Raw genomic sequence first — 12,992 nt, forward strand, 5'->3', positions numbered from 1 at the left:
CGTGATACGGTCGGCCTCCAACAGTCGTGCGTGAACCAGCGCGCCCGACACACGACGAACCGGCGCCGATTCCTTCGTACTGCCGTCGCGGTCGGAACGCTCTCGGTCGCGGGCTGTGTCGACTCCTCGGACGACGAACCGAGTTCCGGAGGCAGTGACGACGATGGCGACGACAGAGAGGAAACCACCGAATTCGACGTCGAAACCGTCGCCGAAGGGTTCGCGAACCCGTGGGCCATCGAGCTCCTCCCCGAGGGGGGGATGCTCGTCACCGAGCGCGAGGGCAGGCTGTCGGTCGTCGATCCCGAGTCGGGTTCCGTCGAGTCGATCGAGGGAGGTCCCGACGTCTATGCCGCCGGCCAGGGTGGCCTGCTCGACGCCGTGCTTCACCCCGACTACCCCGACGAGCCGTGGGTTTACCTGAGCTACTCCGACGACAACGACGCCGGCGAATCGACGACCCGTCTCGGCCGGGGTCGCCTAGAGCCCGAGGAGGGTCTGTTGGACGAGTTCGAGCAGCTCCACGTCGCCGAGCCGTTCGTCGATTCGGACGGCCACTACGGCTCGCGGATGGTCGTCGAAAACGACGCGCTCTACATGACCGTCGGGGACCGCCAGTCGGGGGAGTTCGGCCCCGACCACGTCTCACAGGACACGACGAACGAACTCGGAACCACGCTCAGATTGGCGCTCGACGGGTCGGTTCCCGAGGACAACCCCTTTATCGGGGAAGGGGGGTTCGTCGAGACGATCTACAGCTACGGGCACCGGAACGCACAGGGGATGACGGTCCGTCCCGAGACGGGCGATATCTGGCAGTCGGAACACGGCGAGGAGGACGGCGACGAGATCAACGTGATCGAGGCGGGCGGCAACTACGGCTGGCCGGTCGCGACCTACGGCTGTGCGTACGGCACGGACGACCCCGTGGGAGAGGACCCCGACGAGCGCGAAGACACCATTGCGCCCGTTTATCACTGGGAGTGCGGTTCGGGTGGGTTTCCGCCCGCCGGCATGACCTTCTATGACGGCGAGGCGTTCCCCGACTGGGAGGGGGATCTGTTCGTCGGGAACCTCGCGGGCGAGTATCTCGGGCGGTTTTCGGTCGACGGTCGGGAGGTCGAGGAACTCGATCCCCTGTTGGCTGACGAGGGCTGGCGAGTCCGTGACGTGGCGGTCGCACCCGGGACGGGCCACCTTTACGTGGCCGTCGACGGCGGGGACGCCCCGATCGTTCGCCTGCAACCCGCCTGATCGAGCCGTCGGATCGGCCCGAAAGACACAACGGTAATTGTGCCGCGCTCTGCAGACGGGGTATGAACGTCGATCAGAACCGGCTTCGCGAGGACATCGAACGAACCGCCGAGTTCGGGCGGATCGAGAGCGAGGAGGGACGGGGGCGGACGGTGCCCGCGGCGAGCGAGGCCAACGGGCGGGCCCGTGAGTACCTCGTCGAACGCTTAGAGGACGCCGGCCTCGAGGTCCGGGTCGACGCCGTCGGCAACGTCGTCGGCCGGTGGACGCCCGAAAGCGCCGACCCCGACGCGAAGCCCGTCGCGGCGGGCAGCCACCTCGACTCGGTGCCCGCGGGCGGGATCTTCGACGGTCCCTTAGGTACCTACGGCGCCCTCGAGGCCGTCCGCACGATGCGGGAAGCCGGCGCCGAGCCCGATCGCCCGATCGCCGTCGTCTGTTTCACCGAGGAGGAGGGCGGCCGGTTCGGCTCGGGGATGCTCGGCTCGTCGGTCGCCGCCGGGGAGCGAAGCGTCGAGGAGGCGCTCGCGCTGGAGGACGACGACGGGGTGAGCCTCGAAAGGGCTCTGGAGGAGATCGGCTTTCGCGGCGAGGGCCGGGTCAACGCCGCGGGCTGGGACGCGTGGCTCGAGCTACATATCGAGCAGAGCGAGCGGCTGGAGACCGTCGGCGTCCCCGTCGGGATCGTCACCGACATCACCGGGATCACACACTGTGACGTGACCGTCCGGGGCGAGGCGAACCACGCCGGGGCCACTCCCATGCGGGATCGGACCGACGCGCTGGCGGCCGCAAGCGAGTTCGTCCTCGACGTCGAGCGCGCGGCAAAGGAGGTCGTCGTGGGGAAAAGCGAGACGGCCGTGGGGACCGTCGGCAGCCACTCGGTCGAGCCGAACGCGACCAACGTCGTCCCCGGTCGTGTGGAATGCGGGGTCGACGTCCGTGACGTCGAGTACGGTTCGATGAACGAGATCGTCTCGCGGGCACGATCCAGCCTCGCGCGCCTCGAGGCCGAGCGGGGCGTCGAGACCGAGCTGACGAGGGAGTTCGACGTCGAGCCCGTCTCGATGGCCGGGCGCTGTCGGGACGCGGCCCGCGGGGCCGCGGAGGCCGCGGGGATCACGACGATGGCGATGCACTCGGGAGCGGCCCACGACACGATGCAGGTCGCGCGCGTCACCGACGCCGGCTTGCTCTTCGCGCCCTCGCGGGACGGCTACTCGCATACGCCCAAGGAGTGGACCGATTGGGAGGACTGTGCGACCGCGACGCAGGTGCTCGCGGGCGGGATGGCGCGGCTCGCGGGGACGACGTTTTCGGATACGACTCGCTAATTCCGGCCGAGCAGCCCCGCGGGATCGAGCGGCCACCGGTCGTGGTTCCGGATCGCGAGGTGGAGCTGGGCGATGAGCCCCAGAAGCGGGAGTTCGAGCAGCGGGCCGATCACGAGCGCCAACGGAATGAGCGGCCGGTCGGGGAAGGCGACGACCGCGATCGCGAGCGCCGTCGGGGAGTTGCGCGAGAGGATCGTGTTGTTGAAACAAACCATCTCGCGGTAGGAAAAGGACAGCACGCTGCCGACGCCGAAGCCGACGGCGAGGTTGATCGCGTAGAAGGCGACGACCGGGATCGCGAGCAGGGCCAGCAGCTCCGGGTTCTCGACGATCACCTCGCCCTGTGAGGCGAACATCGCGCCGATCGCGAGGCTCAGAAAGACGATCTGGATCGGGCTCAGTTTCGGGAGAAACCTCCGAGTAAGCCACTCGGAGCCCTTCGTACGGATCAGACCCCATCGGGCGACTCCGCCGAGGACGAGCGGGACGACGAGCACGAGCACGACGCTCTCGAGCAGCACGCCAAGCGGCAGCTCGACCAGCGCGCCCGCGAACACGTACAGGTACGCCGGTAGCAGGATCAGTTGGAGGACGAGGTTGTACGGGAGGATCGAGGTCGCGAGCGGGACGTCGCCGCCGGCGATGTCGGTGAAGATCAGGTACCAGTCGGTACACGGCGTGACCATCAGCATGATCAGCCCGACCCAGAGCGCGGGGTGGTCACGAAGGAAGACCGCGCCGAGGACCACGGCCAGAAGCGGGCTCCAGACGAAGTTCAGAAGCAGGCTCGATCCGACGACCCGGCGGTTCCCGAACGCATCGCGCAGTCGGGCAAAGGAGATCCCCGCGAAGGCGGCGAACAGCATGACCATTAGGAAGGGGAGGATGAGTCGGTCCGCAACGGCGGGAACACCGGGGAACTGTCCCAGCGCCAGTCCGCCGACGATGGCGAGGAGGACGAAGACCGTCTGATACTTCTCGACGAAGTCCACTACCGAACCGTAGTTCTCGAGCCTGGGTAAGGCTGTGGCTTCCGTAAACCACCCGTTCCGACGAGCGAGTCGACGGAACGGGTGAACAGCGTGCCGGCATCGAAACCGGCGTCGAACGGGCCGGTTTCTTGATCCGCGGCGCTGTAGATCCGACATGGCACACCTCGCAGACGACGTGCTCCGGTTCGTTCGCGCGGCCGGCCCACAGCCCGACGACGTGCTGGAGGAGATGGACGAGTACGCGGAGGCGAACGGCTTCCCCCACGTCGGCCCGGCGGTCGGCGGCTTTCTCCGTCTGACCGCCCGCCTCGCTGGCGCTGAGTCGGTCTTCGAGTTCGGCTCGGGCTACGGCTACTCGGCGTACTGGTTCGCCGACGCGCTGCCCGAGAACGGCGAGATCGTTCTGACCGAGGTCGACGAGGACGAACTGGAGATGGCCCGCGAGCACCTTTCCCGGGGCGGCTACGACGACCTGGCGAGCTACGAACTGGGCGACGCCCTCGACACGATAGAGCGCTACGACGGCCCGTTCGACGCGGTGCTGATCGACCACCAGAAACACCGGTACCCCGAGGCCCTCGAGGCGGTTCGGGACAAGCTGGCCCCCGGCGCGGTCGTGATCGCCGACAACACGATGAGCGCCGGGAGCGCGGTGGTCTTCGAGGACCTGCTGGCCCACTTCGAGGGCCAGTCGGTGGAGATGAACGAGGGGACCCGGGGCGTCGCCGACTACCTCGATACCGTTCGCGCCGACCCGGCCTTCGAGACGATGGTGCTCCCGCTGGGCGAGGGGATCGCGGTCAGCCGGTTCGAGGGGTAAGCGTTCGGTAGCCCGTCCGGGCCATGTCCCACGAAAACGATAAACGTACGATCCGTTCCTCCTCGTTTCAGGAGCTATTTGTTCCTCCGAATCAATGAGGAACTATGGAGCTACTTGACGAGGGCGTCGTCCCCGAACACGCCCGCGAGGTCAAAGCCGAAGCCCGCGAGTTCGCCGACGAGCACATCGCCCCCAACGCCGAGGAGTGTTTCAGGGAGGGGGAGTACCCCTGGGAGATCCTCGAGGCCGGCCAGGACGCCGGGCTCGTCGCTCAGGACATCGGCGAGGAGTACGGCGGGAGCGGGTTCGACATCTACCAGATGTTCGCGATCGCCGAGGAGTTCTACCGGACCGATGCGGGGATCGGGCTGACGATGATGCTCGCGAGCTTCGGCTGCGAGATCGTCGAGAAGTACGGCTCTGAGGAGCAGAAGGAGGAGTTCCTCCGGCCGGTCGCCGAGTGCGAGCAGATCTCCGGGCTCGCGGTCTCCGAGCCCCAGACCGGCTCGGACCTGGCGGGCATGACCACCAGCGCCGAGAAGGACGGCGACGAGTGGGTGCTCAACGGCGAGAAGTACTGGGTCGGCAACGCCGTCGAGGCCGACTGGCTCACCGTCTACGCGAAGACGGGCGACGGCGAGGACCGCTACTCGAACTACTCGATGTTCATCGTCCCGACCGACGCGCCGGGCTACGAGGCCGAACACATTCCCGAGAAGATGGGCATGCGCGCCTCGAAACAGGGCCACATCGTCTTCGACGACTGCCGGATCCCCGAGGAGAACCTGCTCGGGAGCCAGGGTGGCGGCTTCTACATGCTCGCGGAGTTCTTCAACCACGGCCGGATCGTCGTCGGCGGCCACGGGCTGGGGATGGCCGCCGCGGCGATCGAGGAGACCTGGGAGTTCGTCCACGACCGGGAGGCGTTCGGCCGCACGGTCAACGACTTCCAGGCGGTCCAGCACATCCTCGCGGACATGCGCATGGAGTTCGAGGCCGCCCGGGCGCTCAACTGGCGGGCCGCGGAGCGGGTCGCCGAGAACGACGACGCCGGCCTCTGGGCGGCGATGGCCAAGACGAAGTCGACCGAGGTGGCGAACTTCTGTGCCGAGCGCGGGATGCAGCTCCACGGCGGCCGGTCGATCTTCACCGACTGGCGGATCGCCCGCGTCTACCGCGACGTGCGCATCCCGGTGATCTACGAGGGCGCAAACGAGATCCAGCGCAACCTCATCTACCGCCAGAGCTAATCCGAGTCGTCCTCGAGCTCGCGAAAGGCCGCCGCGAACTCCTCGTGGGTCCGTAGGTCCGCGACCGTCCCGTCGATCGACTCCCTGAGCTCGGTCAGCCGGCGCTCGAGCTCGCGGAACTCCTCGTTTCGCTCGAGCGATTCGTGTGGCTTCTCGGTCGCGAGGACCGCACGCTTCGAGGCGAGGCTGTAGTACTCGCGCATGTCCTCGTCGTACTCGCTCCGGGCGTGGACCCGCTCGACGGTCCCCATGACCTCCTCGTTCCCGACGGGTTTGACCAGATAGTCGTCGAACTCCATCTCGACGATGTCGATATCGGGGTTGACCGCCGTGACCATGACCACTCGACAGTCGTAGCCCTCCTCTCGGATCGCCGCGAGCACCTCGTCGCCGGAGATGTCGGGCATTCGCCGATCGAGCAGCACGACCGCGACCTCCTCGTCCATCGATTCGAGCGCCTCCTCGCCGGTGTGGGCGATCCGTACCTCCCATTCACGTTCGAGCCACGTCGCGAACAGCTTCGCGAGCTGGGGCTCGTCGTCGGCGACGAGTACGACGGGTCGATCGGCGTCGGAGGTCATCTTCTCGTCGTGCTTCATTCCGGTGATATATAAGCTCGCGGATGGCGTCAGCGTCGGTCCCGTTGCGGGCGGGGGAGGACGCGCTCGATGATCCGGGCTTCGACCCGGGCGCGGCGCTCGTGGGTACCCACCTCCTCGAGCACGGCCTCGCTTTCGGCACGCATCCGTCTCTCGATCGGGGCGTGATCGGGCACCTCCCGGGTCCGCGAGAGCATCGCCTCGAAGTCCTCGCGCAGATCGAAGGAGGCCCGGGCGACGTTACACCGCCCCAGCGGGCTCATCCCCGTCTCGAGGACGAGCTCGCTGACGAGTTCCCAGTCGTCAGCACAGAAATGGATCGACACCTCGCCGACGACGTCCTGCCACGCGATGGCGTCGGCGTGTTTCATCCGCCTGATGGCCCGCGGAGGGAGGTCGAGGCGCGCCACGGTCTCGGGGTCGTCACAGAGACAGCAGGGCTGTTCGGTCTTGCCGGTGTACACGCCTTCGGCACGTGACGGGCCGACAAAACCCTGTTTCCCGCCCGGGTCGGGCGATCGGCGATCAGTCGTCGTCCGCGCCGGCCTCCTCGACGGGGCGCGACGACTCGAACCGGTCGAGGAAGGCGATCAGCCCGGCCGAGAGGAGGGCGCCGGTCAGCGCGAACGCCGCGAGAACGGCGAAGAACGTCGCGAGCGGGAAGGCGTCGAGCAGGAACCCCCCGATCGCGATCGACGCGGAGCCGAGGCCGAACTCACCGAGGTAGGTGTAGCCATACGAGAGCCCGCGGGTGTCGGCGGGCGTGTGGACCGCGACGGCGTTCTGATAGAACGGCTGGATGGCGAAGAGGAAGAAGCCGAGCAGACCACAGAGAACGAGCAGGGGAGCGATGCCCATCGTGCTCACGGGGATGAACGCGAGCGCCAGCGCCGCGAGGACGACGAAGATCGCGAGCAACCCACGAGTGGGGGCCATCCGGTCGGTGAGCTTCCCGCCGACGTACTGGCCGACGATGCCCACCACGAGGAAGCCGACGTAGATGTAGCGCGAGGGCTCGATCCCCTCGAGGTCGGGGCCGACGGCGAAGCCCTCGAGGGCGGGCAGCCCCTCGAGGATCTCGGGCAGGTAGGTGAGCATCCCCCGATAGAACAGCCCCTCGAAGGTGACGATGACGAAGACGACGGCGAACGCGCTCGCGAACAGCGTGCGGGTGTTCCCGAGCAGGTCCGACAGCGACAGCGCCTTGTCGCTCGCGTCGGCGGCGTCCATCCCCTCGACCGCGCCGGTCGGGTCGAAATCGGCCGAGAGGCCGTAGAGCACGGCGAGGAAGCCGGGGATCGCGAGCAGGGCGGCGACGAGCTGCCACTGGAGGAAGATCAGCAGGGTCGCGGCGACGAAGGGGCCGAGCGCGATGCCGACGTTGCCCGCGATGCCGTGGTAGGCGAAGACGGTGCCCCGTTCCCGGACGCCCGTCGAGATCAACGAGAGCCCGGCGGGGTGATAGACGCTCGCGGCGAGTCCCCAGACGAGGAGGCCGGCGGCGACGGCGTAGATGCCCGTCGCGAGCGCGAGGACGAGAAAACCGAGGCTCATGCCGGCCAGACAGAGCAGGATCAGTCGCTTGGTGCCGTACTTGTCGGCGAGGATCCCCGCCGGAAGCGCGCCGAAGCCGAAGAGGCCGTAGCTGGGCGCGAGGACGAGCCCCAACAGGAGAATCGATACGTCGAACTCCGCGAGCCACACCACCAGGAAGATCGGGATCGAGGTCTCGAACCAGTGGACCAGCGAGTGGCCCGCCATCGTGAAGCCGGCGATCGACCGATCGTTCGCGTCAAGCGCCATTCGGTACCCCTAGTCGGCCCGCGGACCTACTTAGCCCCACGGATCCGGGCAGCCGGGAGACCGAACCATTTACCCCGGTCGGTTGGCTCTCCCCGGTATGGACACCGCGGAGCGAAAGCGCCTCGTCACCCGCCACACCGACGAGGTCGTTACCGAGGAGGAGCTCGAGGAACTCCTCGAGGAGCCCGACCCGAGCGTCTACATCGGCTACGCACCCACCGGCGAGATGCATATCGGTCACTTCACCACCATCCGAAAGCTCGCCGACTTCCTCAGGGCCGATATCGACGTGACGGTGCTGATCGCCGACCTCCACGCCCACCTCGACGACGAGAAGAGCCCCTTCGACCTGCTCGAGGCGCGTTCCGTCTACTACCGGACCGCGATCGAGGCGATGGTCGAGGCCGCGGGCGCCGACCCCGAGGCCATCGAGTTCGTCGAGGGCACGGAGTTCCAGCTCGAACAGCCCTACACCCTCGAGCTCTATCGCCTGCTCGCCGACACGACGATCAGCCGGGCTCAGCGCGCCGGCAGCGAGGTCGTCCGCCAGTCCGAGAACCCCAAACTGGGTGGCTTGGTCTACACGCTGATGCAGAGCCTCGACGTCGCCGCGCTCGACGCCGACATCGCCTACGGCGGGATCGACCAGCGGGGGATCTACATGCTCGCCCGCGAGGTCCTTCCGGAACACGGCCACGAGAAGCCGCTCTGTCTGTTCGCGCCGCTGCTCTCGGGACTCTCGGGCGGGAAGATGAGCGCGAGCGAGGCCGGCTCGAAGGTCAACCTCACCGACGACCCCGACACCGTAGCGGAGAAGATCGAGGGCGCGTACTGCCCGCAGGGCGAGGTCGAGGACAACGGCGTCCTCGAGTACCTCGAACACCTCGTCTTCCCGATCCTCGCGGAGGCGGGCGAGCCGTTCGTCGTCGAGCGCCCCGAGGAGTACGGCGGCGACATCGTCTACGAGGAGTACGGCGACCTGGAGTCGGAGTTCGTCTCCGGCGAGCTCCACCCCCAGGACCTGAAGATCGCGACCGGCGAAGCGATCGCCGAGGTCATCGCGCCGATCCGCGAACGGTTCGAGGCCGAGCCCGAGCTGCTCGCGGAGGCCTACCCCGAGAGCCACGACTGAGCCGCCCGGACAGGAGAAAGGAGTCATAACGGGCGACCACATAGGCCGGGATCACGATGGCCTCTGACTCCCTGGTGCCGGAAGCTGCTGCGATCGTCCTCCAGAGCACCGCGTTCGACGCCCCGCTTGCCGCCGAACTGTTCCTGATCGGCCGGGTCCTGTTCGGCGGCGTGCTCGCGTTCAACGGGCTGAACCACTTCCTCGACGCCGACGGAATGACCCAGTACGCCGACTCGAAGGGCGTCCCGCGGCCGCGTGGCGCGGTGCTTTTCACCGGCGGCATGCTGCTGTTCGGCGGGCTCGGGACCGTCCTGGGCGTGGCTCCGATCCTTTCGGTGGGCGCGCTCGCGACCTTCCTGCTCGTGGCGACGCCGATCATGCACGACTTCTGGAAGGTTCCCCAAGGACAGCAGGAACGCGAGCTGGTCCACTTCATGAAGAACACGACCCTGCTGGGTGCGACCCTCCTGTTGCTGGCGCTCGGCTCGGTCGCCTGGCCCTACGCGCTGTAGAGCGTCGGTCGGCTCCCTATAGCCACTCCTCGGCCCAGCACTCGATCTCGTCGAAGACGGGACAGAGCGAGCTCCCCTTCTCGGTGAGGCTGTAGTAGGTCGCGACCGGGGCATCCTCCTCGAGACGACGGTCGACGAATCCCAGATCTCGGAGGTCGTCGAGCACCCGCGAGAGCGTCCGGGAGTTCGCGTCCGTCGAGCGCTTGAGCTCGTTGAAGCGCTTCTCGCCGCCCTGTAGGTCGTGCAGCACGACCAGTCGCCACTGCGAGCCGATCTGTCCCAGCGAGTCGACGACCGCACAGGGTCCCTCCTCGCCTCCCTCGCGTTCGGCCCCTGTCTCGGAATCGGTGGCGGATGACATCGGTGTTACCTGATATCCGGTAGGTCCGCGAACCGATATATAGGTTCGTATCGTATAGCAGGTTACAGAACGTTACTTGGTTCCCGGAGAGCGCGACGTGCCCGTCGCGCACCGCGGGAACCGGTACGCAGAAAACATATGAAAACGGATACACCCAACAGTGAGACCATGGCCGACGATACCACACCCGTGACCGCCGAGCTACCCGACAGCCCGATCAGGCTCTCGGGGACCGATCACATCACGCTCATCGGCAGCAACGAGGCCGACACCGTCGCGTTCTACCGCGACCTGCTCGGAATGGCGCTGGTGTTGCGCCAGCCCAACCTCGACCAGCCGGAGGTCACCCATCTCTTCTTCGACACCGGCGACGGACGGATCCTCACCTTCTTCGTGAGCGACGACCGCGAGTCGGACCCCCGCCCCCAACGCACTGGGATCGGGGCGGTTCACCATCTCGCCTTCAGCGTCGAACCCGAGCGCTTCGCCGAGACCAAGGAGGCCTTCGACGAGGCCGACCACCGCTACAACGAGTTCGACCGCGGGGCGTTCCACTCGGTTTACACCCGCGATCACAACGGGCTGGTGCTCGAGTTCGCGACCGACAAGTTCCGCGTTCCCGACGATCGCCGCGCCGAGGTGCTCGCGACCGCCCAGCGCGTCCGGATGGAGGCGGGCGCCGACTACGTCGACGACGAGCACATGGAGGCCGCCCTGGAGGAGCTGGGGATCGAGGTCGACCCCTACGACCTGCCCGACGCCCCGACCGGCGCGGGCTACGACCGATGATCCCTCCCTCGACGGTCGGGCGCGAGCAGGGGAGCGGCATGGCTGGGACTTCGGAGGGCCTGAGATGGAAATAGACGTCGACGAGCTCGACTCGGCCTACCGGCTGCTCGCGGGTTCGGTGATCCCCCGGCCCATCGCCTGGGTGAGCACGCGCGGCGAGGCCGGCGAGAACCTCGCGCCCTACAGCTTCTTCAACGTCGTCTCGGTCGACCCTCCCGTGGTGATGTTCGCGCCCGTCGGGATCGGCGAGGACTTGAAGGATACGCCCAGGAACGTCCTCGACAGCGAGGAGTTCGTCGTCAACGTCGTGACGATGGAGCTGGCGGAGGCGATGAACGCGACCAGCGCCACTGTCGAGGGAAGCGAATTCGAGCACGCCGGACTGGAACGCGCCGAGGGCGTCCGGGTCGACGTTCCGCGGGTCGCCGACGCGAAGGTCGCTTTCGAGTGCGAACTCCACGACTTCGTCGAGATCGGGCGCTCGACGATGGTGCTCGGCGAGGTCGTCTACGCGCACGTCGCCGAGGACGCGACCACAGAGGACAAGGTCGACGTGACGAAGCTCGACGCCGTGGGGCGGCTTTCAGGTAGCTATTATGCGAGCACGCGCGACCGGTTCTCGATGGAACGCCCGCCCTGATCGGGAATTAAGCCGCTGGCGGTTCTACGGGAGGTATGGCACTCTACGACGCGGTCTCGCAGCTCATCCTCGGGATCGAGGACGTCTCGCTCGAGCGCCGGGAGCGCGACACTTCGAGCGGTTTCACCCGCGTCACCACCGTGATCTCGCTGTCGGGCGGCGGCGAGACGGGCAAGGGCGAGGACGTCACCTACGAGACCGAGGACCACGACGCGCTGCACGAGGCGGGTCCGCCCGACCTCGCCGGTAGTTACACTATTGCGGAGTTCTCCGAGCACGTCGGCGACCTCGATCTCTTCCCCGAGGGGCCGGGCCGCGAGGACTTCCGGAACTACCGGCGGTGGGGCTTCGAGAGCGCCGCGCTGGACCTCGCGCTCCGGCAGGCCGGCACCGATCTGGCGAGCGCGCTCGGGCGGAGCTACGACCCCGTCCGCTTCGTCGCCAGCACCCGACTGGGGGATCCGCCGACGTTCGACCGCGTCGAGCGCTTCCTCGAGAACGACCCCGATCTGGAGTTCAAGCTCGACCCCACGAGTGACTGGACCGATGAGCTGATCGAACGCCTCGCCGAGACCGGGGCCGTGCGGATCCTCGACCTCAAAGGCCAGTACGAGGGGACGGAGGTCGACCAGGCGCCCGATCCCGACCTCTACGGACGCGTCGTCGAGGGGTTTCCCGAGGCCGTGATCGAGGACCCCGCGCTGACCGACGAGACGCGCCCGGTGTTCGAGGGCCACGAGGACCGGGTCTCGTGGGACGCGCCGATCCACGGGCTCGGCAACGTCGAGGGACTCCCGTGGGAGCCGTCGTGGCTGAACGTCAAACCCTCGCGCTTCGGATCGATCGAGTCGCTGTTCGAGACGGTCGAGTTCTGTGCGGAGCGCGGGATCACGATGTACGGCGGCGGCCAGATGGAGCTCGACGTCGGCCGCGGGCAGATCCAGGCGCTGGCCGCGCTGTTCCATCCCGACACCCCGAACGACGTCGCCCCGAGCGCGTACAACGATCCCGAGGTCGCCGATGACCTCCCGACGAGCCCGCTCTCGCCGCCCGAAGCCCCCGAGGGCTTTCGCCGGTAGCTACTCGGCGAGGTCGGCGATCCGCGAGAGCGCGAGCCGGCAGACGGGGACGTAGCCCGCCGCGAGCAGCGGCACCTCGAAGACCGCCCGACAGCTCCCGTTGAGCGGCTCGACCCGATGGCCCGTCGCCGGGATCCCCGCGACCGCCCACGTCCAGCGGTAGGCGTCGCGGTAGGTGACCTCGAAGGGGACCCGGATCCCGCCGACGAGTCGAACCCGACCCGTCAAGCCGGTTCGGATCTCGCGGTCCCGGCACTCGACGTCGGTGATCGAGGGGCCCCACTCGGGCCAGTAGCGCGTGTCGACCAGCAGCTTCCAGACGTCCTCTGCGGGCGCGTCGATGGGTCGGGTGACGTCGATCGAGCCCCCGGCGGTTCCGAGTACGTCCGGCCATCGATCCATGCCCGTCCGTGGCGCCGAAGGTTCA

General features: G+C 67.7%; 15 protein-coding genes. 9 read left to right on the plus strand and 6 right to left on the minus strand.

Annotated features, from left to right (window positions below):
- The first annotated feature begins 30 nt into the window (after positions 1 to 30).
- Together WOA58_RS14310 and WOA58_RS14315 are read left to right on the plus strand one after the other, a co-directional pair.
- Entirely contained in the window at positions 31 to 1,254 is a 1,224-nt protein-coding gene (locus WOA58_RS14310) for a PQQ-dependent sugar dehydrogenase (RefSeq protein ID WP_340604928.1), read from the plus strand.
- A gap of 62 nt (positions 1,255 to 1,316) precedes the next feature.
- A complete protein-coding gene (locus WOA58_RS14315) occupies positions 1,317 to 2,588 on the plus strand; it encodes a M20 family metallo-hydrolase (protein WP_340604929.1) in 1,272 nt (423 codons plus the stop codon).
- Here WOA58_RS14315 and WOA58_RS14320 read toward each other — a convergent pair.
- Positions 2,585 to 3,580 carry an arsenic resistance protein gene (locus WOA58_RS14320; protein WP_340604930.1) on the minus strand — a complete coding sequence of 332 codons (996 nt, stop codon included), beginning with the start codon at positions 3,578 to 3,580 and terminating at the stop codon, positions 2,585 to 2,587. The genes WOA58_RS14315 and WOA58_RS14320 overlap by 4 nt on opposite strands.
- Positions 3,581 to 3,734: 154 nt before the next feature.
- Between WOA58_RS14320 and WOA58_RS14325 the strand changes: the two genes are divergently transcribed.
- Positions 3,735 to 4,400: an O-methyltransferase gene (locus WOA58_RS14325; protein ID WP_340604932.1), complete on the plus strand. Its 666-nt coding sequence runs from the start codon at positions 3,735 to 3,737 to the stop codon at positions 4,398 to 4,400.
- Positions 4,401 to 4,504: 104 nt separating this feature from the next.
- Positions 4,505 to 5,650 (plus strand): acyl-CoA dehydrogenase family protein, encoded by a 1,146-nt coding sequence (locus tag WOA58_RS14330; protein ID WP_340604933.1) that lies wholly within the window; start codon positions 4,505 to 4,507, stop codon positions 5,648 to 5,650.
- Here WOA58_RS14330 and WOA58_RS14335 read toward each other — a convergent pair.
- The 3 genes from WOA58_RS14335 to WOA58_RS14345 form a co-directional block, all read right to left on the minus strand.
- Entirely contained in the window at positions 5,647 to 6,249 is a 603-nt protein-coding gene (locus tag WOA58_RS14335; RefSeq protein WP_340604934.1) for a HalX domain-containing protein, read from the minus strand. The genes WOA58_RS14330 and WOA58_RS14335 overlap by 4 nt on opposite strands.
- A gap of 29 nt (positions 6,250 to 6,278) precedes the next feature.
- A complete protein-coding gene (locus tag WOA58_RS14340; protein ID WP_340604935.1) occupies positions 6,279 to 6,713 on the minus strand; it encodes a hypothetical protein in 435 nt (144 codons plus the stop codon).
- Positions 6,714 to 6,774: 61 nt separating this feature from the next.
- On the minus strand, positions 6,775 to 8,052 hold the full coding sequence (locus tag WOA58_RS14345) for an MFS transporter (protein WP_340604936.1): 1,278 nt from the start codon (positions 8,050 to 8,052) through the stop codon (positions 6,775 to 6,777).
- A gap of 97 nt (positions 8,053 to 8,149) precedes the next feature.
- Between WOA58_RS14345 and WOA58_RS14350 the strand changes: the two genes are divergently transcribed.
- Complete coding sequence (locus tag WOA58_RS14350) at positions 8,150 to 9,184, plus strand: tyrosine--tRNA ligase (protein ID WP_340604938.1); 1,035 nt, start codon at positions 8,150 to 8,152, stop codon at positions 9,182 to 9,184.
- A gap of 56 nt (positions 9,185 to 9,240) precedes the next feature.
- On the plus strand, positions 9,241 to 9,696 hold the full coding sequence (locus WOA58_RS14355; RefSeq protein WP_340604940.1) for a DoxX family protein: 456 nt from the start codon (positions 9,241 to 9,243) through the stop codon (positions 9,694 to 9,696).
- A 16-nt stretch (positions 9,697 to 9,712) separates the two neighbouring features.
- On the opposite strand, the gene WOA58_RS14360 is transcribed toward WOA58_RS14355, so the two are convergent.
- Entirely contained in the window at positions 9,713 to 10,057 is a 345-nt protein-coding gene (locus tag WOA58_RS14360; RefSeq protein WP_340604942.1) for a winged helix-turn-helix transcriptional regulator, read from the minus strand.
- 168 nt (positions 10,058 to 10,225) lie between these two features.
- Between WOA58_RS14360 and WOA58_RS14365 the strand changes: the two genes are divergently transcribed.
- The 3 genes from WOA58_RS14365 (at position 10,226) to WOA58_RS14375 (ending at position 12,565) form a co-directional block, all read left to right on the plus strand.
- A complete protein-coding gene (locus WOA58_RS14365; protein WP_340604943.1) occupies positions 10,226 to 10,846 on the plus strand; it encodes a VOC family protein in 621 nt (206 codons plus the stop codon).
- A gap of 64 nt (positions 10,847 to 10,910) precedes the next feature.
- Entirely contained in the window at positions 10,911 to 11,486 is a 576-nt protein-coding gene (locus WOA58_RS14370; protein ID WP_340604944.1) for a flavin reductase family protein, read from the plus strand.
- Between the two features lie 35 nt (positions 11,487 to 11,521).
- Positions 11,522 to 12,565, plus strand: coding sequence for a hypothetical protein (locus tag WOA58_RS14375; protein WP_340604946.1), 1,044 nt, complete (start codon positions 11,522 to 11,524; stop codon positions 12,563 to 12,565).
- Here WOA58_RS14375 and WOA58_RS14380 read toward each other — a convergent pair whose 3' ends face one another.
- Positions 12,566 to 12,967, minus strand: coding sequence for an SRPBCC family protein (locus WOA58_RS14380; protein ID WP_340604947.1), 402 nt, complete (start codon positions 12,965 to 12,967; stop codon positions 12,566 to 12,568). It lies immediately after the preceding gene.
- Positions 12,968 to 12,992: the final 25 nt, after the last annotated feature.

The organism is Halalkalicoccus tibetensis, from assembly GCF_037996645.1.
Taxonomy (GTDB): domain Archaea; phylum Halobacteriota; class Halobacteria; order Halobacteriales; family Halalkalicoccaceae; genus Halalkalicoccus; species Halalkalicoccus tibetensis.